General features: G+C 39.0%; 17 protein-coding genes. 5 read left to right on the top strand and 12 right to left on the bottom strand.

All coding sequences use genetic code 11. The features are described from left to right. Positions 1 to 54: 54 nt before the first annotated feature. From DO88_RS10430 to ggt, 3 genes are all read right to left on the bottom strand, one after another. Positions 55 to 780 carry an SIMPL domain-containing protein gene (locus tag DO88_RS10430; protein WP_033029589.1) on the bottom strand — a complete coding sequence of 242 codons (726 nt, stop codon included), beginning with the start codon at positions 778 to 780 and terminating at the stop codon, positions 55 to 57. Positions 781 to 935: 155 nt separating this feature from the next. Beyond that, entirely contained in the window at positions 936 to 2,630 is a 1,695-nt protein-coding gene (locus DO88_RS10435) for an NAD-dependent malic enzyme (protein WP_007377162.1), read from the bottom strand. A 141-nt stretch (positions 2,631 to 2,771) separates the two neighbouring features. Further along, entirely contained in the window at positions 2,772 to 4,544 is a 1,773-nt protein-coding gene (gene ggt, locus DO88_RS10440; RefSeq protein WP_033023692.1) for a gamma-glutamyltransferase, read from the bottom strand. Between the two features lie 64 nt (positions 4,545 to 4,608). Between ggt and rrtA the strand changes: the two genes are divergently transcribed. Next, on the top strand, positions 4,609 to 5,226 hold the full coding sequence (gene rrtA, locus DO88_RS10445; protein ID WP_007377164.1) for a rhombosortase: 618 nt from the start codon (positions 4,609 to 4,611) through the stop codon (positions 5,224 to 5,226). Positions 5,227 to 5,315: 89 nt separating this feature from the next. Here rrtA and DO88_RS10450 read toward each other — a convergent pair whose 3' ends face one another. The 5 genes from DO88_RS10450 to DO88_RS10470 all read right to left on the bottom strand — a co-directional run bounded on the left by DO88_RS10450 (position 5,316) and on the right by DO88_RS10470 (position 12,597). After that, positions 5,316 to 7,820: a S9 family peptidase gene (locus DO88_RS10450; protein ID WP_033039125.1), complete on the bottom strand. Its 2,505-nt coding sequence runs from the start codon at positions 7,818 to 7,820 to the stop codon at positions 5,316 to 5,318. A gap of 123 nt (positions 7,821 to 7,943) precedes the next feature. Then, positions 7,944 to 9,107, bottom strand: coding sequence for an endonuclease/exonuclease/phosphatase family protein (locus tag DO88_RS10455; RefSeq protein ID WP_008135168.1), 1,164 nt, complete (start codon positions 9,105 to 9,107; stop codon positions 7,944 to 7,946). A 112-nt stretch (positions 9,108 to 9,219) separates the two neighbouring features. Beyond that, entirely contained in the window at positions 9,220 to 10,371 is a 1,152-nt protein-coding gene (locus tag DO88_RS10460; protein WP_007377167.1) for a 5-(carboxyamino)imidazole ribonucleotide synthase, read from the bottom strand. A gap of 2 nt (positions 10,372 to 10,373) precedes the next feature. Further along, positions 10,374 to 10,856, bottom strand: a complete 483-nt coding sequence (gene purE / locus DO88_RS10465; RefSeq protein WP_002962540.1) for a 5-(carboxyamino)imidazole ribonucleotide mutase — start codon at positions 10,854 to 10,856, stop codon at positions 10,374 to 10,376. 151 nt (positions 10,857 to 11,007) lie between these two features. Beyond that, positions 11,008 to 12,597, bottom strand: a complete 1,590-nt coding sequence (locus tag DO88_RS10470; RefSeq protein ID WP_084166023.1) for an ABC-F family ATPase — start codon at positions 12,595 to 12,597, stop codon at positions 11,008 to 11,010. A 628-nt stretch (positions 12,598 to 13,225) separates the two neighbouring features. Between DO88_RS10470 and DO88_RS10475 the strand changes: the two genes are divergently transcribed. Next, entirely contained in the window at positions 13,226 to 14,434 is a 1,209-nt protein-coding gene (locus DO88_RS10475; protein WP_033039120.1) for a porin, read from the top strand. A 767-nt stretch (positions 14,435 to 15,201) separates the two neighbouring features. Here DO88_RS10475 and DO88_RS10480 read toward each other — a convergent pair. The 3 genes from DO88_RS10480 to DO88_RS10490 all read right to left on the bottom strand — a co-directional run bounded on the left by DO88_RS10480 (position 15,202) and on the right by DO88_RS10490 (position 17,370). Continuing rightward, positions 15,202 to 16,083 (bottom strand): alpha/beta hydrolase, encoded by an 882-nt coding sequence (locus tag DO88_RS10480; RefSeq protein ID WP_033039117.1) that lies wholly within the window; start codon positions 16,081 to 16,083, stop codon positions 15,202 to 15,204. A gap of 30 nt (positions 16,084 to 16,113) precedes the next feature. After that, positions 16,114 to 16,725, bottom strand: a complete 612-nt coding sequence (locus tag DO88_RS10485; protein WP_033039113.1) for a MarC family protein — start codon at positions 16,723 to 16,725, stop codon at positions 16,114 to 16,116. Between the two features lie 162 nt (positions 16,726 to 16,887). Continuing rightward, positions 16,888 to 17,370, bottom strand: a complete 483-nt coding sequence (locus DO88_RS10490; protein WP_007377174.1) for a GNAT family N-acetyltransferase — start codon at positions 17,368 to 17,370, stop codon at positions 16,888 to 16,890. A 105-nt stretch (positions 17,371 to 17,475) separates the two neighbouring features. Between DO88_RS10490 and DO88_RS10495 the strand changes: the two genes are divergently transcribed. Further along, entirely contained in the window at positions 17,476 to 17,676 is a 201-nt protein-coding gene (locus tag DO88_RS10495; RefSeq protein ID WP_002962626.1) for a hypothetical protein, read from the top strand. Between the two features lie 58 nt (positions 17,677 to 17,734). Here the strand turns inward: DO88_RS10495 and DO88_RS10500 are convergent, their stop codons facing one another. Then, positions 17,735 to 17,929 (bottom strand): CPXCG motif-containing cysteine-rich protein, encoded by a 195-nt coding sequence (locus DO88_RS10500; RefSeq protein WP_002962627.1) that lies wholly within the window; start codon positions 17,927 to 17,929, stop codon positions 17,735 to 17,737. 218 nt (positions 17,930 to 18,147) lie between these two features. Here DO88_RS10500 and msrA point away from each other — a divergent pair, with 218 nt between their 5' ends. Both msrA and DO88_RS10510 read left to right on the top strand, forming a co-directional pair. Continuing rightward, on the top strand, positions 18,148 to 18,747 hold the full coding sequence (gene msrA, locus DO88_RS10505; RefSeq protein WP_033039110.1) for a peptide-methionine (S)-S-oxide reductase MsrA: 600 nt from the start codon (positions 18,148 to 18,150) through the stop codon (positions 18,745 to 18,747). A 227-nt stretch (positions 18,748 to 18,974) separates the two neighbouring features. After that, a complete protein-coding gene (locus DO88_RS10510) occupies positions 18,975 to 19,886 on the top strand; it encodes a 2OG-Fe(II) oxygenase family protein (protein ID WP_033039108.1) in 912 nt (303 codons plus the stop codon). The last annotated feature ends 78 nt before the right edge of the window (positions 19,887 to 19,964 follow it).

The raw sequence follows: 19,964 nt of genomic DNA, 5'->3' as shown, positions 1-19,964 counted from the left end.
CTAAGTAAAAACCGAGCAACATAGAGTTAATCGTCCCTAGGAAGAACCTATATTTTAATCTATGTAGTACACAGCATAGCTTGAGGCAGTAACTTTAATCTCTCCAGCATGGTAGGCATCAGGTACATAGTTACTTGGTGCGCTATCAGCCATCATTACTTTTTCTGCGCGCATGTACGGCTGCGACTGCACATTAAGTGGACTTAGTGATGCGCTGTACAATCCTTTTAAGTCAACGCCATAATCTTCACTAAATTCTTTTGCCGCATCGCGTGCATCTTTTATTGCTAATTTTTGCGCTTTTTTATGTAGTTCGCTGTAGTTACTTGCTAAAAATTGCGTTTGATTAATTTCGTTAATTCCGTTGTTAACTAAGCTTTGTAGTAACTCTGGGTATTTATTTATATCGCTGAGTTTTACCGTTAATGTGCGAGAAACTTTGAAGCCTTTAAAGTCTTGATTACCGGTTGTGCGGTTATATTGACTATCACGGTTTATTGAAATTTGCCCAGCATTTATATCACCTTCTCTAACCCCTACTTCTTTTACGAGCTTAATTGCTTTAGCGATGGTTAAATCGGTTTTATTTTTAGCTGCAATTAAGTCCTTATCAACTTCGGTAATACCTACACTAAGCTGTACGTAATCCGGCATTGTGGTAAGAGTGGCTTCGCCCTTTACGTAAATATGAGGGGCATCGGGAGTAGCTGCAGCAAGTGAATCAAAGCTAAGTACATTTAAAGCCAGCGCGCTACCTAAAACAAGGGTAAGAGTTTTCATTAAGTCGATCCTTTAATTTTGTTAAACCCAGTAAACACCGTACGCGGTTAATTAAATATGAACAAGCACAAAAAAACAGGCATTTGCCTGTTTTTTTGTTAAGCATTGTAACTGTGCCTACAACGTTATTTATTTTTAATTATGTATAAACCTAATTAAACACTACAACGCTTATAGTTACGGTATTTTGGTAACCAGTAATTTTTGTCTATTGCGGCCCATAAAGCATCATCAGTGATCTCAAGTGCAACACCTTCTTCAATCGCTTTTTTAGCAATAGCAAATGCAATACGTTTACTTAGCGTTTCAATTTCAGTAAGCGCAGGTAACAAACTACCTTTACCTGTATTGGCACGCGGCGACGACTCTGCAAGCATTTCACTAGACACACTTAACATTGCATCCGTAATACGCGTTGCTTTAGCGGCAATAACCCCTAAGCCAATACCTGGGAATATATAACTGTTGTTACATTGTGGAATTGGGAACGTTTCGCCATTGTACTCAACGGGTGCAAATGGGCTACCGGTTGCAACAAGCGCTTTACCATCTGTCCATTTAATTACATCTTCTGGGTATGCTTCTACCTGCTTAGATGGGTTACTTAATGGGAAAATAATAGGTTGCTCACAACCGGCGTGCATTGCACGAATTACCTGCTCGGTAAATAAACCTGGTTGGCCTGAAACACCAATTAAAATATCAGGTTCTGCACAGTGCATCACATCAAGAAGTGATGCGTATTCACCGCTGTAAGTCCAATCACTTAACGAGCCTTTAGGTTGTGCAAGTGCTTGTTGGAAGTCGCGTAAGCCTTCCATACCTTCACTAAGCAAGCCAAAACGGTCAACCATAAATACTTGGCTACGCGCTTGTGCTTCCGTAATGCCTTCAAAAACCATTTGGCTAATAATTTGCTCAGCAATACCACAACCAGCAGAACCAGCACCAACAAATACCACTTTTTGCTGGCTCAGTGTTGAATTTTTAACGCGACACGCAGCAAGTAAAGAACCAACCGTTACAGCCGCCGTACCTTGAATATCATCATTAAAGCTACAAATTTCATTGCGGTAGCGCTTAAGTAATGGCATTGCATTTGGCTGTGCAAAATCCTCAAACTGCAGCAATACATTTGGCCAGCGACGTTTAACCGCTTTAATGAATAAATCTAAAAACTCATCGTATTCGTCTTGAGCAATACGCTTATGGCGTGCGCCCATATACATAGGATCGTTCAAAAGCTTTTCGTTATTAGTACCTACATCAAGCATTACAGGTAATGTGTATGCTGGGCTTATACCACCACACGCTGTGTAAAGTGACAATTTACCAATTGGGATACCCATGCCACCAATACCCTGATCGCCTAGGCCTAAAATACGTTCGCCATCGGTAACAACAATAACTTTTACTTTACCTTTGGTAGCGTTGCGTAAAATATCATCAATTTGAAAACGGTCTTCGTACGAAATAAATAAGCCACGTGCACTGCGATAAATGTCTGAAAACTTTTCACAAGCGTCGCCAACTGTAGGCGTGTAAATAATAGGCATCATCTCTTCAAGATGGTCACGCACTAAACGGTAGTACAGTGTTTCGTTGTTATCTTGGATTGCACGTAGGTAAATGTGCTTATTCAAATTTTCGGTAAAGCTAGAATACTGCTGATAACAACGCTCCACTTGCTCTTCAATTGTTTCAAAGCGTGGAGGAAGTAAACCAGCAAGATTGAAATTTTCGCGTTCTTTTTTACTAAAGGCACTGCCTTTGTTTAATAGCGGCGTTTCAATTAGGCCAGGGCCAGAATGATGAATATATAAGTAGTTAGGATCAGTATTTGTTGTCATATTTCCAAGCTTTAACGGAGTCTTAAGTTATGATCTGTCATTATCATTGTTAGAAGTTTAATTGCAATGACAATTAAGTTGGTCAGACCATTGAGAAAAACACTTGCAAGCCGCACTGCCTGCAAGTGTATTATACATAAATTAAAATTTGATAGTGACGTGATTATCAGTTAAATCAGATAATGCAACACCTTCACGGCGCGGATCGGCGCCGCCATACAATTTGTTATTTTTAATTTCAACGGCATGTAAGCCTGAGTTCAAATCGAGAACACGTACATTGTGTCCGCGTTTAGCAAGCAAAGGTGCAATAGCTTCAAGCGTTGTGCCTTTTTCAAGGCTGGTGTAATCGTTACGATTTGTTGTACGTGGTAAGTTTATAGCGTCTTGCGCTGATAAGTTCCAGTCAATAACGCCAACAACCACTTGCGCAACATAATCAATAATGCGACTACCACCAGGAGAACCCACAACTAAACGTAAGCTGCCATCTTTGTTAAATACCATTACTGGTGACATAGAGCTACGCGGGCGTTTACCAGCCTCTACACGGTTTGCTACAAGCTTGCCGTTTTTGCGTGGCGAAAGCGAAAAGTCAGTTAGTTGGTTATTTAAAATAAAACCATTAACCATAACCGTAGAGCCAAACGCCATTTCAATTGAACTGGTCATCGAAACTGCATTGCCTTTACTATCTACAACAGATACGTGTGAGGTAGAAGGTAATTCGTATGAATCATCCATTGCATAACTTAAGTACCCTACAGGATTACCAGCTATGGCTTTTTGATCTGTTTCTGTAATTAATTTAGCGCGCGAGGCAATGTAATCTTTGTTTAGGAGCTCTTTTGTAGGTACTTGGGTGAAATCGGGATCGCCCATGTACATATCGCGATCGGCAAATGCTATGCGCGAAGCTTGGCTAAAGTAATGAATCGCCTTTTCGCCGTTTGGCTTAAGTGCGCTCATATCTTTATGTTCAAGTAAGCCTAGCATTTGCAGTACCGCAACACCGCCACTGCTTGGTGGAGCCATTGAACACACATTATAGGCACGGTATTGTATACATACCGCATCGCGTTCTTTGCTTTTGTAATCTGCTAAGTCTTGTACGCTTAATTTGCCTGGGGCAATTTTAGAGCGCTGTACAGCATTAACCATTTGTTTAGCGTTTTCGCCTTTGTAAAATGCATCAATGCCTTGCTTTGCAATGTCTTTGTATAAATCTGCAAGCGGTTGATTCTTTTTAATTGTGCCCGCTTCAATCAGTTTACCATTTGGGTAAAAGTATTCGTTGATTATCGGCATGCTCATTACACCGGGGTTTAACTGGCGGGCTAATAAGCCATGTAAACGCGGCGAAACTACAAAGCCTTGCTCAGCAAGTTCAATAGCGGGTTTAAAAAGTTCTTCCCATGGCAATATACCGTATTGTTTATGCGCACTTGCAAAGGCATGCAAAATACCGGGTACACCAACAGATCGTCCGCCTACAACGGCTTCAATCCATTTAACGGCTTTACCGTGTTTATCTAAAAACAGCGTTTCATCTGCATTTGCAGGTGCGGTTTCGCGGCCATCAAAACTAGTCAATTTATTGTTAGCTTTGTTGTAATACATCATAAATGTACCACCGCCAATACCAGAGGATTGCGGTTCAACTAAAGTAAGCACTAGTTGAGTTGCTATTGCAGCGTCAACGGCACTGCCGCCTTGGGCTAAAATTTGTTGACCGGCTCTTGAAGCATACGGATTTGCCGCTGCAACCATGTACTTGTCACCTACCACAACTTGCTTGTGACTAAGGCCCGTTGCTGCTTCTGGTTCGCGAGTTTCTATCGGTTGCTGTGCAAAAGAAGGCAATGTTATTGCGCACAGTCCAATAGCAAATAATGAGTTAAGTTTAAAATGCATAAAAAGTCTAAAAACACTTAATAACGATAAGGTAATTGGCATCTTAAAGTTAAACGGGCACAATATGCAAAAATTTATACTAAAAAATTACAATAAAATGCTTAATTTACCTATTCAACCTCGTTATATATTACCGCCTATTATTCTGCTGCTTTTTAGTACCATTTTTGCTGCATTTGATTTAAATAATTTACTTGAATTTAACCGAGAGCTAATTAATCAAGGCGAACTGTGGCGAATTTTTTCTAGCCAATTTGTTCATGCTAATTGGGCTCATTTGGGATTAAATGCCAGTGGTGTTTTATTAATTTGGTTACTGCATGGCGAATACACATCACCTACTCGTTACGCCGTTAATATAAGTGCGCTGGCACTGTGGTGTGGACTTGGCGTGTATTGGTTTTGCCCAAGCATACATATTTATACCGGATTAAGTGCTCTGTTGCATGGCGTAATTATTTGGGGGGCAGTTAAAGATATAACTGTAGGGCTTAAGTCGGGTTATTTATTATTTATAGGCGTATGGATTAAAATAGCGTTTGAGCAATTTAGCGGCCCTAATGCTGATATAGGAAAGCTTATTAACTCAACTGTAGCTATTGATGCACATTTAATTGGTGTTATTGGCGGGACTCTGCTTGCCATACCACTGATTATAGAGCTCTTTAAAAAGAAAAAATAAAGTTAGATTTTGTTTAATCCAATAAAAATGCCGCATTAGTTAACTAAACTAATGCGGCATTTTTGTTTTTATACTTTAAGAGTTAAAGATTAAAGCGTTTCTTTAAATAATTTATGAATACGGCGGTATTCGTCTAACCAACTTGAAGGCTGTACAAAACCATGTGGTTCAACAGGAAATATAGCTGTTTCAAAGTTTTGTTTTTCAAGCTCTATTAAGCGCTGTACTAAACGCACTGAGTCTTGAAAAAACACGTTATCGTCAACCATGGGGGCATTAATGAGTAAACGTTTGTTTAAACCTTCAGCGTAATAAATTGGCGAGCTGCGCTCATACGCAATCGGGTCAACATCAGGGTGGTTTAATATATTAGCTGTGTAACCTGTGTTGTAATGTGCCCAATCGGTAACAGGTCGTAGTGCCGCACCTGATTGAAATAACTCAGGCGCAGTAAACAATGCCATAAAGGTCATAAAGCCGCCATAAGAGCCACCATAAGTACCGACTGCTTTGGTATCAACGTTGGCATTTTGCGCCATCCATTTAACACCATCGGCTAAATCTTGTGTTTCAGGTGTGCCCATTTGACGATAAATCGCGGTACGCCAATCACGCCCGTAACCTTTAGATGCGCGGTAATCCATATCCATTACTATGTAACCTTCATCAGCGAGCAATGAATGGAACATAAATTCACGAAAATAAACCGAAAACCCCATATGTGAGTTTTGTAAGTAACCCGCGCCGTGGTTAAAAATAACCGCTTTGCGGTTTTTACCTACTTCACCTTCAACGTAATCAGCTGGGTAGTATACTTTGGCGTATATAGGTTGTTCAGTATGGCTCGATGGCACGGCAACAATTTTAGGTGCAGTTAGTTTTTTAGCTAAAAACTCATCCGACACTGTGTGCGTTAAGCGCGTTGCTTTTGTATTGGCTTGTGCATCAGCTACATAAAGCTCATTAGGCATGGTAATTGTAGAGTGCTTAAGGAGTAACTTGGTTTCATCAGGGCTTAACGTGTAGTCAGTCATGCCATTTAAGTCAGTAACTTGCTCACTCTTACCTGTTTGCGGGTTAACACGGTAAATTTCGTACAGGCCTGGGTGCTCAACATTCGCTTTGTAATAAATTGCGCTGTCGTCGCTGGTAAGCGTTAAGTTAGAAACCTCAAATTGGCCTTGTGTAAGCGCAGTTGCACTACCATTGACTGGCTTTTTATAAAGCTGGCTGTAACCCGACTCTTCCGATAGGTAATAAAGCGTGTTTGAGTTATGTAACCAACCAAAGTCGTTAAATGCGTAAGCAATCCATGCATCGTCATGTAGGCGGTGTTGCGACACAAGTTTGTTGTTTTTAAAATCAACGGTAGCAAGCCAGCGATCTTTGTTGTCCCACGCTTCAAGCATGACAGCCACTTGTGAGCCGTCGTCGTTCCATACTATTGGGCTTTGCTCAAAACCCCAGTCCATAATAAGGTTAATGCCACGAGGCGCCTTTTTAGACTTATATGTTTTACCATCACGTGCATAATTTTCTTTTTTAACTGCGGCTAAAACATCTTCATCAAAACCCGGTAAGGTATTAAAGCTAAGTGATGTTTGCTCTTTGTTAGTTAAATTGATGTAGACAAGCTGTGAGGTTTCTTCTTTAGCATCTGCAACACGGCGGCGTGCTTTTTTAGGCTCAATAGTTGCATCATTAGTGATGTAATTTGGCATAATATCGCCATCTGCGCGCCAATCAGTTTTTTCTTTAACTACGACTAATAACGCATCACCATTTGGCGAAAGCTGTGCCTCTGCAACTTTATTACCGTTACCTAAGTAGTAAGCCGTGTTAGCAATTGAATCATTTTGTTCATTAATTTGCTCATTGCGTGCTTGCTTATCTTTTTTATTTTTTTGTTGAAGCGCCACAAATTTAATCAGTTTATGCTGCTCTTTAGTAATATACGTGCTTGGCTCTTCAATCCCTTTAGGCTTATCAGCAAGTTTTAAGTTAGCAAGCTCGTTCGTTAAGCCTGTTTTTAAATCAACTTTAAAAAACACATTACCTTGGCGGTAAACTAAATCACCATTGTTTAAAAATTGTGGTTTAGACTCACTTGTTGATGTCGCTGTAATTTGTTTAAGTTCACCTGTTTTTAGGTTTTTAACAAATACATTGCCTTTAAACGTGTAGGCCGCCATTGTTTTATTTTTAGAATAAACGGCTTTATTTGAACCCACAGTATGAAGTTTATTAAGTGCTACCTGCTCTGCTGTTTTGCTGTTAACAGATTGGCTAAATAAATTGCGTAATGTATTACCTTGCTCTTTTTGAGCATAAATAATAGTAGCTGAATCGCTTGCCCAATAAGCGCTCTCTGGCTGATTCCCCATCCAATCGGGATCGGCCATTGCTTGTTCTAGCGTTATTTTTTGTGAGCCGATATCTGCTGGTGTGTTTACAACCGCAGCAACCTTGGTTGCTGGTAAAGCACTTTGCTGTGTTGAAGAGGTGTTAGCGGTAACGCTACAACCTGCAAGCATGATACTTGAGGCAACGGCTAAGGCCACTAATGTTTTAGATGAAGAAAAATTAAAAATCATAGTGCTTCTATACGGTTATTATAATTAGGCCGTATTTAAGCAGAAGCACTCAAGTTATTGCAATTATTTAAGATAAATAGCCATTAAACAGGGTAAAGCTCAGTTTACTAATTGTAATAGACGTTATTCAATTACTAAATCAAGCCACACCAGTCGATGATCGCTTGATGCGTTTCTGTCTTTAATTAAACGATATTCATTACTGGTTTTAGTTGGCCAAAACACCCCACCGTCCTTAATTTTTAAGCCATAGTTTGACGGTAAAACGTAATCAACACGGGCTTGCCAATTAGCACTGTAATTTTGTGCATAAGGCACATCATACTGCTCTTTAGCACCTTCACTTTTTGGAACAAAGTGAGCATTTATTAATGGGTTTTTAAGTAATTGGTCGGTGGTATTTGTACGGGCTTTATCGCCCTCTGGGGCTGCGTTTAAATCGCCTAAAATAACAAAACGAGAGCGAGCTTTTAAACCGCCTTTTTCGCCTTTATCGTCGTAAATATACTTAGCATTTGAAACGTAATCGGCTATTAACCTTACTTCATCGTGGTTACGCTTGCCGTTTCTGTCCTCTTCACCGTCAAATACAGGCGGTGTTGGGTGAGATGCAATAACATGAATGGTTTTATCGTTTACGCTAATAGGTAAATCCCAAAACGATTTAGAGCTTAGTCTAAGTGCTTGCCATTCTTGTGCGTTATACCAGTTTTCGCCTGTTTTAGGCATTACAGGCATTTGAGCATTTGGCATGTCTTTATATTTAAAAGTTTGAAGGGTTCTTACTTTATCAAAATCGATTGGGTATTTTGACAAAATAGCCATACCATAATGCCCTTCAAAAAAGCCAAAGCCTTGTGCATCGCCCATCACGCCATTTTTTTTGCCATCATTATCTAAATCAAACTCGGTGGCTAGGCCTGTATTTACTGGGGCTATATAAGAGTAAGGATAGTTAATAGCGGCTTGTTCTTGCTGACCTACATTTAAATAATGTTTATTAAAGTATTCAATGCCCTGCTCTTTTGGGATGTAATCAAATTCGTTAAGTAAAATAATATCAGGGCGAACACGCTGAATAATTTCCGCTATGTTCTTAATTTGCTGGTGGTTTGCTTTAAGTGAGTTAACTAAGGCATCACTTTTAACTTGCTCGCCTTTAGGTGTGTGATTAGTTGCATCCATACTTACATTAAAAGTAGCAACACGAAGAGAGTCTGATGCAAATGTATTTAAGCTAAATAATGCAGTAATGGCTAGCACGCCAGATATTGTTTTTAGTTTCATTGTTTTACTTCACAAATTTAAAATTAGACTTTAACAGTATTACATATTCAAAGCCCATTTTTATGACAAAAAAATACCGGCTTAAGCCGGTATTTATATCAAGGTATGATAACTATTCACTGAGTAGTAAATTGGCAGCTGCTTTTAAAATACCAGGGTACTCTTGTTCAGGTAGGTATTCTGAAAGTTCGCCAAGCTTATCGGCGAGTTCATTTATATTTGTAGCCGATACATTTATATGGCCCATTTTACGCCCTGGCTTTGCTGTTTTTCCGTACCAATGACTTGTAACATTCGCTATATGTAAAATTTCACTCGGTATACTTGATTGTCCTAATACATTAATCATTGCTGTAACGTGTTTAAGTTCTGTATTACCAAGCGGTAAACCTGCAACAGCACGCATGTGGTTTTCAAACTGGGAGCAATGGCAACCTTGTTGCGTCCAGTGGCCAGAGTTATGTACGCGCGGTGCAATTTCGTTAACGAGTAATGTGCCTTGTACATCAAAAAACTCTATAGCCAATACGCCAACGTAGTTAAGCTCGTTTGCTATTTTTGTAAATGCATTGTTTGCTTGAGCTTCAACATTTTGATTATTTTTACCGGCAATAGAGAGCGTCAATACACCATTGGTGTGCTCGTTTTCTGTTAGCGGATAAATAGCAACATTACCGTGTTTGTCGCGCGCACCAATAATAGATACTTCACGATCAAACGGGATCATTTTTTCAGCAATTATCGTATGTGGCGCAAGCTGCGTGCCTGATGCAATAAAATCAGCCATTTGTGACCAAATTTCATCTATTTGATCATCCGATTTTAAACGCCATTGGCCTTTTCCATCGTAACCCGCTTGGCATGTTTTAATTACAAGTGGCTTACCTAGGGTTTTAACGGCAAGTTCTAAATGCGCTTTTTCAGTAATTAATTGGTACGGCGCACAAGTTACGTTTGTTTTATCAAGCAATGCTTTTTCAAGCGAGCGATCGCCACCGGTTTTAATTGCAGCTTTACCTGGGTAAAACTTATTGCTGTTACAGCAAAGTGTTAGTACGTCATCAGGAATATGCTCAAACTCGGCAGTAATGGCATCAGCGTTTGATATAGCTTGCTCAAGCGACGTGCTATAAACATCGCCTGTTAGTGGGTGCTTAATTTGCTTGCTGCCTACATCGTACGCCACAACGTTTAAATTAAGCGGCGCGCCGGCAAGACTCATCATACGTGCAAGTTGCCCTGCACCTAATATTAAAATATTCATTATTACTCTGCAGGGTTTGGATTAGCTAATATAGTGTCGGTTTGCGCTTTACGAAACGCTTCAATTTTTGCAAAAATTTCTGGATTTTGACACCCTAAAATTTGTGCAGCTAATAACCCCGCGTTTGCTGCGCCCGGCTCACCAATTGCTAGCGTACCTACTGCAACGCCTTTAGGCATTTGGCAAATAGATAAAAGTGAATCAACACCATTTAATGCTTTTGATTTTACAGGCACGCCAAGTACAGGAAGCGACGTAAAAGCAGCTGCCATACCTGGTAAATGCGCAGCGCCGCCAGCGCCAGCAATAATAACTTTAATACCACGTTCTGCGGCTGAACTTGCGTAATCAGCAAGTAATTGAGGAGTGCGGTGTGCAGACACGACTTTGGTTTCGTACTTAATGCCAAAATGCTCTAGCATAAGTGCTGCATGTTCCATGGTTGGCCAATCTGATTTAGAACCCATAATAATGCCAACAGTCATAAATACTCCTCAGTAATGTATTTTAAAAATAGCGGACTTATGTCCGGTTTTAGGCGGGTATTATACCCAAACCAAGTTTAATTGCGACTCACAAAAACAAAAAAAGCCATGTTTAAACATGGCTTTTTAGAGTTAACGGGTAAATAGCTAATTAAGCTTCTTTACTCGCTAGGTATTCTGCGTAGTTGCCTCTAAAGTCGATAACTTTACCGTCTTTAATTTCCCAAATACGGGTCGCAACCGATGATACAAACTGACGGTCGTGGGAGACAAACATCAATGTACCTTCATAAGCTTCAAGGGCTAAGTTAAGCGCTTCAATAGATTCCATATCCATGTGGTTGGTTGGCTCATCCATTAGCAATATGTTTGGTTTATGCATCATAATTTTACCAAACAACATGCGGCCTTGCTCACCACCTGAAATTACTTTAACTGATTTTTTAATATCGTTTTGAGAGAATAACATACGGCCTAAGAAGCTACGAACCACTTGCTCGTCGTCGCCTTCTTGTTGCCATTGCTCCATCCACTGAAACAAGTTCATGTCGGTTGCAAACTCATCAGCGTGATCTTGCGCGTAGTAACCAATATTCGCGTTTTCAGAAAACTTAAACTCACCAGCTTTAGGTGCTAAGCGCCCTGCTAATGTATTAAGTAATGTTGTTTTACCAACACCATTTTCACCAATAATAGCAATGCGTTCGCCAACTTCTACTAAACCTTCAAGTCCAGAAAACAACGTATTGTCGTCAAAACCTTGTGTTAGGTTTGTCATTTCAAGCGCGTTTCTGAATAACTGCTTTTCTTGGTCGAAACGAATAAATGGCGTTTGGCGTGAAGATGCTTTAACTTCGTCTAACTGAATTTTGTCGATACGTTTAGCGCGCGATGTTGCTTGCTTAGCTTTAGATGCGTTAGCAGAGAAGCGAGAAACAAACTGTTGAAGTTCAGCAATTTGGTTTTTCTTCTTCGCGTTTTCGCTAAGTAGCTGCTCACGTGCTTGCGTTGCTGCAAACATGTATTCGTCGTAGTTACCTGAGTAAATCCGTAGCTCACCGTAGTCAATATCGGCCATGTGAGTACACACAGAGTTTAAAAAGTGACGGTCATGCGAGATGATTATCATGGTACAGTCGCGTTGGTTTAACACGTCTTCTAACCACTTGATGGTGTAAATATCCAAGTTATTGGTAGGCTCATCAAGTAGCATTATATCTGGGTCTGAAAACAACACCTGTGCAAGTAGCACGCGAAGTTTAAAACCAGGTGCAATTTCTGACATAGGGCCAAAATGTTGGTCAGTGCCAATACCTACGCCTAATAGAAGCTCGCCTGCTTTAGATTCAGCAGAGTAACCATCCATTTCAGCAAACTCAGTTTCAAGATCGGCTACTTTCATACCGTCTTCTTCACTCATTTCTGGTAAAGAGTAAATACGGTCACGTTCTTGTTTTATTTTCCACAGCTCTTTGTGACCCATGATCACAGTATCAATTACTGAGTATTCTTCGTAGGCAAACTGGTCTTGGTTTAGTTTAGCAACACGTTCATTTGGATCAGTACTTACATTACCTGAAGACGCTTCGAGCTCACCACTTAGAATCTTCATAAATGTTGATTTACCACAACCATTTGCACCGATTAAACCGTAACGGTTACCGTCGCCAAATTTTGCTGAGATATTTTCAAATAATGGTTTAGCACCAAATTGCATGGTGACATTAGCTGTACTAATAATAGCGCTACCCTCCAAAGGAGTAATGATGTATTTAAATTGCGCGCAGTTTAAACCAAAATGGCCTGTTTTTCTATGAAAGTTTAAAGGCAGACCACTACGTTTTAGCCATTTATTATGACTATGTAGTTGGTAGCTAAAATAACGGATTAGATTTAATGGTTTCGTTAATTTTTATGCAAATTAAAATCCAAAAATTATTTTTTATAAACAGGCATGAGGGGTTAGAAATAGGGATACAGATTAGAGTAAAAGCACTTTTAACGTGTTTGTGTGTTTACTTAACTCATTTTGCTGCAACCTATAAGAATAAAAAGTTATATTTATGAAAAAAAAGCGATTTTAGAGCTTTTGCACTAGTTACTATTTTTTAACCAAGATGAAATTAATTCAAATTATAATTTTAACACACCACTTATTACCAATCCTTTTTCCCTACAAAACAACTAAAAAAACAAACCTCAGCAACACTTGAAAAACAAAATTAACCTTTAGTGAATATATATTAAGTTTAACGCTTAATTTTAGTGAGTATTTTTCACTTTTGAGCTGTTTATTGCTTTGTTAACCTTTGAATCTGAATTTTTACCTACGTAAAAAACTGACCAATTTACACAGGGCAACACACAAGATGAGCAAAAAATTAGCAACACTTATTAGCGCAAGTATTGTATTCGCACCCGCTGTTTCGGCAGTAGAGTTATACAAAGATAATAAAAACACTGTTGAAGTAGGTGGATATCTTGATGTACGTGTAATTAATACACAAAACGAAACCGAAGTTGTTAACGGTACTTCGCGCATCAACTTTGGATTTACCCGAAAGCTTAAGAAAGACTGGACTGCCCTTGCACTCGTGGAATGGGGTGTAAACCCTGTTGGCAGCAGTGATATTATTTATAACAATCGTTTTGAGTCTATTCAGGACGAGTTTTTGTATAACCGTTTAGGTTACGCAGGCCTTTCGCACGAAAAGTACGGGCAACTAACTATTGGTAAACAATGGGGTGCATGGTACGACGTGGTTTACGGCACAAATAATAGCTTTGTATGGGATGGTAATGCAGCTGGTGTTTACACCTATAACAAAGACGATGGCGCTGTTAATGGCACTGGCCGTGGAGATAAATTAGTGCAGTACCGCAATCGCTATAACGATTTTAGTTTTGCAGTACAAGCGCAGCTTAAAAACAGCGAATTCTATACCTGTGACATAACCGACATTTCAGAAGAAGAATGTGAAGCGCTATGGAACTCTGGCGATAGTGCAGCCCAAGAAGTTGAATTTAATTACACATTTGGTACGTCTGTAACTTATACCCCAACTGACATGCTAACACTTACAGCAGGTGTTAACCGTGGTGAGTTTGATTTAACGTTTGGCGATGGTTCTACTCGCAATGTTGAAGATTTAATTTATGGTGCAGGTATTATGTGGGGCAACATTGATAAGCCCGGCCTATACGTTGCTGCCAACGTAAATAAAAACAAAAATCACGACACAGATAACATTGGTCGCTTAATTAAAGACGCAATCGGTATAGAAACATTTGCATCTTACCGCTTTGATAACGATTTTCGCCCTTTTATTGCCTACAACATGTTTGATGCCGGTGATGATTACGTAATTCAGCCAAACTTTAACGCCGACCCAGACGATATATTTAAGCGTCAGTTTGCTGTTATTGGCCTTCACTACTTAATTGACGAAGACACTATTGCCTACGTAGAAGCGCGTAAAGACTTTAGCGACTTTCAAAGCGATAACGACGATCAACAAGCACAAATGGAGCAGTCGGAAGATGACGGTATAGCATTTGGTTTTAGATATAAGTTTTGAATATAAGTTTATAAAACGACTACAACATCCCTAAGCACAACCCTTTTAGCCCTTTTAACTTTTTTAACTGGGCTTTTTTTATTCAGCCATACTTTTTTCAATACTGAATTTTGCATTTAAGGCTATTTCAACAAATATATTAACAGCCGCATTGCTATCTGCTTTTTTAATTTGTAATAGCACCATTCACGATGCCCCTATTTTTACGTTTACCATTTTGCTGCTCATTACAATGAGCGAGGAAAACTTTAATTAATCACTCATAGTCCACACTCGGCATTTATATTTTTAGTGGATGTAGTTATCGCAGGCTTTATTATTTTGACTACCTCTTTGATTACTTTTTATAATTTAACTTTATTGCTAAGTTTAGCATTATAACAATATTTAGTATGATGTGTTCTTTTGCTATAAAGCCACCAGCCAATTTATGTTAAGTTGATTTAAGCGTAGAAACTATATTGAAATTGCAAAGCATTTACACTGGTTATTGCTGAACACTCAAATACGTAAGGCTGATTAAAAGCAGTAACAAATAGATGTGTATATGCTCATAGGTACTGACTGCATTCTAACTCAACAGTCATACACTGTATATAAACACAGTGTGCATATTTCCTGACAAAAATAATTTAAATCAGCTTAATTTTATAAGTCGTTGATAATATTGAATTAAGTAAAGTACTATAAAGCTGATTAAGCATTCTAAATACACAGAACAGCGTTAACTGTATATACACACAGTTAACGCTTTAAATCAATCTAACCTACTTTTTAATAAACGTACTATAACCAGCTAATGCCTTAGCTACACTAAGTGGTGGATTATCTGAGTGCTCAGCACCTTTGTTTATAGCGCTTTGCCACACAAGGTTATTATTAGGGTTGGCTGTTAAAGCGGCCTCTAAATTATTAAACGCTTTTAACATTAACGGGTGCTCTGCCCCACCAACCGATAGATATAAATAAGTAGGCGCCTTAACTTTGTTTGCTTGAGTAGTTAAAAATGCTTTTACATTATTAACTACGGTCATGTCGTCGTACCAAGCAGCTGGGCTAAAAGCAAAATAGCCATTAAACAGTTCAGGCTTTGTATGCAGTGTATAAAGTACAAAGCTACCACCTGCCGAAAAACCACTTAATACACGATTATTATTAAGCTTATATTTTGCTGATAAATAAGGGAGTAACTCAGTTTCAATAAACGCTAAAAACTTGTCGGCTTCGCCATTTGGTTCAATCAGTGTTTCGTGCTCTGGACGCGCCTGTGTATTTACATCTTGGCGGGCATAAGGAGGCACTAAATCGCGATTACGTGTATCTGTAAAAAACAAATTAGGAATAGACACCAATATAGCCTTATCCCCTTTTTCGCTCTTAGCTTGTTTTGTAAGTGCTTTATCCCATGTATCTAAATTAAAGTTACCATCGGTTTTAATAATTAACGGATACGCTTTTTTAGGATTGTAATTAGCAGGTAATCTTATAAACACTTTGCGCGACTCATTAAGCACGCTTGAGTTAATTGTTACATCTGTATAGGCCGATACATAATGGTTGTAATAACGTATGGCTAAAATACCAATAGCAAAAATGACTACGGCTAAACTTAAATTAATAAAAGAGTGTTTTGTTATTTTTATTGCCATACGGCATTCCTTTCAATGTTTAGGAGTTATTTAATCGAGCTTAACCCATTGCTTTATTTCCAGCGCGGTCATAATAAGCTCAACCGAAAACGCGGCTAAAATCATGCCCATCACACGCGTTAAAATAGACGCGCCGCCAGTACCAATTAGCTTAATAATTTTACCCGAAAGCAGCAACAGTATTAAAGTAATACCCAACACACCAAGTGTAACAAGCGCTGTGCCTATTTGAGTAGTAATTGGGTGAATATGGTTGTCGGTAAGTAGTATTACCGCCAAAATAGCGCCAGGAGTCGCCGTTGCAGGTATAGCAAGCGGAAACACCGCAATATCGTGATCGGGGTCTTGTTTAGCTTTGTTAGAATCGTTTCCAAAAATCATTTGCAGGCCAAACAAAAATAATATAATTCCGCCCCCTAACTGAAACGACACCAACCTAATTCCCATCGCATTAAGTATTAGTTGCCCTATTAAAATAGAACCCAATAATACGCCCCCGGCATAAAGCACCGTTTTAAATGCAGTTTTACGACGTTGTTGATCTGTTAAATGAGAAGTAAGTGCGGCAAACAGCGCCATAGTGCCTATAGGGTCAATGGTCGCCCAAATTACAAGCGCATCTTGAGAGAGTTTATCTAGCATATAAAATCCTTGTTAAGCGTAAATGTTTAATAAAACACGGGTAACAAATTCATTTGCTTACGCTTAACTATAATAGAAAGCCGCTATTTTTTGTATTTTATTTACTGAGCTTTAAGGATTGAGGATTCAAAAAAGATAAGCACTTATAATTGCCGTCTTGAGTTAAAGTGATTTATGCCAAATAGAATTTTCTCTTAAGCTAAAACCTAACTTAATAAGTAAATTATGGGAACGTGCATTGTGTGCACTCACCTCAGCCGACAAATGTTTAAGCGCAATATCCTTAACTAGGGTTTCAATAAAACCGCTCACTACTTCAAACATTATGCCTTTATCCCAAAAGTCGGGGTGCAGCTCAAACCCTATAAAGGCACTACTTTTACACGGCGTTAAATTATAAAGCCCACAAGTACCCATTAACTTCCCTGATGTATTATGTTCAATTGCGACTCTAATCACTTCGCCTTCGTAGTAGGCACTAATATCATCTTGTATTAATTGTTTGATTTGTGTTTTGCTAAGCGGTGTTTCGTAGTCGTTAAATTCTGACACATCCGGGTGGTTTAAAATATTAAATAAACACGCAGCGTGTTTGTGGGTAATTAAACGCAGCGTAACGCGTTCAAGCTTTGTGGTATTAAACATTTTATTTAAGTGGTTAGTTAAATTAGCTCTTTATGGGCACGCATTATTAACTTACCATACCCCATTAACAAGCATTATCTTTAAGCAAAAAGAGTGGATAACGTAATGAGTGACGATTTTAAAGTAATACAACCCACTACCACAGTATATTGCCCAAAGCGCGGCGAAGGCTGGACCTTAACAGGCATTACTAATATTAACGAGTTTACCTCAGTAATGTTTGACGGCACACGCTATACACTTCCAGCACGCGAAATAGTAGAAGAACTTCTCCCTAACCAATTAGCGCGTGAGCAAAATAGCTAACCAAACACATACACAGTAAAAAGGCTGCAATTTTGCAGCCGACTATCCAATTAACGAGTTAAAATGCATCGTCTTCGCTGTAAACATTAACGTTTAGTTCGTCATCATTTTCAAATACCACAAACGAAATAGGCTTACAGCATACTTGGCAGTCTTCTATGTATTGCTCATCAATATCTGCTGCATCAAGTAATACTTCTATGCTTTCTCCACAATAAGGGCAGCTTATTGAAGTTTCTGTTAACTGGTTCATTTATCACCTGCTAATTTATATCACGAATGTTGTCACTTTAATGAACACGTAAACATAATTCAACACCCCATTAAATAACGCATACTTGGCTAACCCAATTAAACCATGCTACTAACTTAAATAGTGACCATATAACTTGTCAAAGCACGAAATAGTATTAGCACTTAGCGGGTCTAACTTCTTAAGTATTTAAACTCACACTTCAGGTGGATAATTTTATGAAAAAATCACTCGCATTAGCATTAACATCTGCCGCAATATTGTTTAGCACATTTACTCATGCAGCTAAAACCGAAAAAGCCGTTCTAGCTGGAGGTTGTTTTTGGTGTATGGAAAGTGATTTTGAAAAGCTAGAAGGTGTAACCGATGTAATATCGGGCTTTACTGGCGGTAAACTTAAAAACCCGACATACAATGGTAATCATAAAGGCCATTACGAGGCCGTAGAAATTACTTACGATCCGGCCATAGTAAGCTATCAAGGTATACTTGATCATTACTGGGTAAATATTGATCCTTTTGATGCAAGAGGCCAATTTTGCGATAAAGGCCCTAGTTACTTAAGCGCTATATTTGTACAAAACGACGAACAACGTAAATTAGCTGAAAAAACAAAAGCAGCTGTTGTAGACGAGTTTCCTAATCAAACTGTGGTTACACCTATACTAAACGCAAGTACCTTTTACCCTATTAAAGGTAGGGAAAGCTTTCATCAAGATTATTACAAAAACAACCCAATCCGATACAACACTTATCGTTGGCGTTGTGGTCGCGACAGCCGTCTAGAAGAAATTTGGGGCGACAGAGCAACTCACTAGTATTTATTAAGCAACTTAAATTACACCAACAAAAGGCTGCATATTGTGCAGCCTTTTACTTATCTACAAAACTAGCTTTCTCTGCTTCAAATAAGTATACAAACCTTCATTATCAATAAATAGTATATTCTGTTTCCCAAAGCAGGCTGTTTATCTACTAAATCAAATGCAATAAATTGCACCCCTAGATTGATATAAACCAAATTCAACAACTGGAGTGACACAAAATGTTTGCCAACCAATTACAGCTAGCGCGTGCTCTAGAATTACCAACACGACAAGCCATGCTTTACCGTGAACAATCAGTACAACACTTTTGGAATAGCAACACCGACCTAATTACAAACGCGTGGATCGAATGGGAAACAACATTAGATAGCTCAACGTTTACGCTTGACGACACACTACTTGATAAAAACCTACGTGAAGCAGTAAAACAAGCATGGGACGATCCATCAAAAGAGCTGGCCGTAAAAGCGTTATTACACGAAGTTGCGCCTGATGTGTTTCAATTTCAATTTTTTGATCCTGAGCGCCTAGCAGTATTACGCGGATATTTAGAACAAGTATGGAATTCGCAAATTCCTATGCGCCCGCCATACGGCATAGTGTTAAATCGCCGTGGTGCCATGCTTGATAGCCGATCAGAAGGTTATTTAGCCGCGCCAAGCTTTCAGGCATTTTATAACGAAATACTAAACACTTATATGCGCCCTATTTCGCGCTTATTGTTTCCTGAAATAATTGGCTACGATACACAAACATTTGGCTTTTCCATTTATTATGAGCCAAGTACAGATGCGTCAATTCGCCCACATACCGACGCATCAGCTGTAACGCTTAACATTAACTTAAATTTACCAAGTGAAGAGTTTACAGGGTCAGAAGTTGACTTTTATCACCCGTACACAGGTGACATTAAATCACTTACGTTTAAGCCAGGTACTGCCATGTTACATCGTGGCAATATTGCACACGCAGCTAAACCTATTACCAGTGGTGAGCGAACTAACTTTGTATTGTGGCTGTATGGAGAGCGCGGTCGATTACCAGCACAAGGGGCTCCACGGATTCCTATTGATGCTAAACAGCGCTGGATTAACCCTAAAAAAACTAACGACGGCTATGCACCGTTTTAATTGAGTTTTTAACTAAGTTTTTAACTAAATAAAAGGCTGCTTAATTTAAGCAGCCTTTTTGTTAATATCGTTTTAGTT

The organism is Pseudoalteromonas sp. S3431 (genome assembly GCF_000690035.1).
Taxonomy (GTDB): domain Bacteria; phylum Pseudomonadota; class Gammaproteobacteria; order Enterobacterales; family Alteromonadaceae; genus Pseudoalteromonas; species Pseudoalteromonas fuliginea.
The sequence above is the reverse complement of the archived record's forward strand: the minus strand, read 5'-3'. Positions and strand labels throughout refer to the sequence as shown.

What these genes read in the sequence shown, in the direction of transcription:
- DO88_RS10430 (WP_033029589.1), bottom strand. Translation starts at nt 780, where the DNA reads ATGAAAACTCTTACCCTTGTTTTAGGTAGCGCGCTGGCTTTAAATGTA.
- DO88_RS10435 (WP_007377162.1), bottom strand. Translation starts at nt 2,630, where the DNA reads ATGACAACAAATACTGATCCTAACTACTTATATATTCATCATTCTGGC.
- ggt (WP_033023692.1), bottom strand. Translation starts at nt 4,544, where the DNA reads ATGCATTTTAAACTTAACTCATTATTTGCTATTGGACTGTGCGCAATA.
- rrtA (WP_007377164.1), top strand. Translation starts at nt 4,609, where the DNA reads ATGCAAAAATTTATACTAAAAAATTACAATAAAATGCTTAATTTACCT.
- DO88_RS10450 (WP_033039125.1), bottom strand. Translation starts at nt 7,820, where the DNA reads ATGATTTTTAATTTTTCTTCATCTAAAACATTAGTGGCCTTAGCCGTT.
- DO88_RS10455 (WP_008135168.1), bottom strand. Translation starts at nt 9,107, where the DNA reads ATGAAACTAAAAACAATATCTGGCGTGCTAGCCATTACTGCATTATTT.
- DO88_RS10460 (WP_007377167.1), bottom strand. Translation starts at nt 10,371, where the DNA reads ATGAATATTTTAATATTAGGTGCAGGGCAACTTGCACGTATGATGAGT.
- purE (WP_002962540.1), bottom strand. Translation starts at nt 10,856, where the DNA reads ATGACTGTTGGCATTATTATGGGTTCTAAATCAGATTGGCCAACCATG.
- DO88_RS10475 (WP_033039120.1), top strand. Translation starts at nt 13,226, where the DNA reads ATGAGCAAAAAATTAGCAACACTTATTAGCGCAAGTATTGTATTCGCA.
- DO88_RS10480 (WP_033039117.1), bottom strand. Translation starts at nt 16,083, where the DNA reads ATGGCAATAAAAATAACAAAACACTCTTTTATTAATTTAAGTTTAGCC.
- DO88_RS10485 (WP_033039113.1), bottom strand. Translation starts at nt 16,725, where the DNA reads ATGCTAGATAAACTCTCTCAAGATGCGCTTGTAATTTGGGCGACCATT.
- DO88_RS10490 (WP_007377174.1), bottom strand. Translation starts at nt 17,370, where the DNA reads ATGTTTAATACCACAAAGCTTGAACGCGTTACGCTGCGTTTAATTACC.
- DO88_RS10495 (WP_002962626.1), top strand. Translation starts at nt 17,476, where the DNA reads ATGAGTGACGATTTTAAAGTAATACAACCCACTACCACAGTATATTGC.
- DO88_RS10500 (WP_002962627.1), bottom strand. Translation starts at nt 17,929, where the DNA reads ATGAACCAGTTAACAGAAACTTCAATAAGCTGCCCTTATTGTGGAGAA.
- msrA (WP_033039110.1), top strand. Translation starts at nt 18,148, where the DNA reads ATGAAAAAATCACTCGCATTAGCATTAACATCTGCCGCAATATTGTTT.
- DO88_RS10510 (WP_033039108.1), top strand. Translation starts at nt 18,975, where the DNA reads ATGTTTGCCAACCAATTACAGCTAGCGCGTGCTCTAGAATTACCAACA.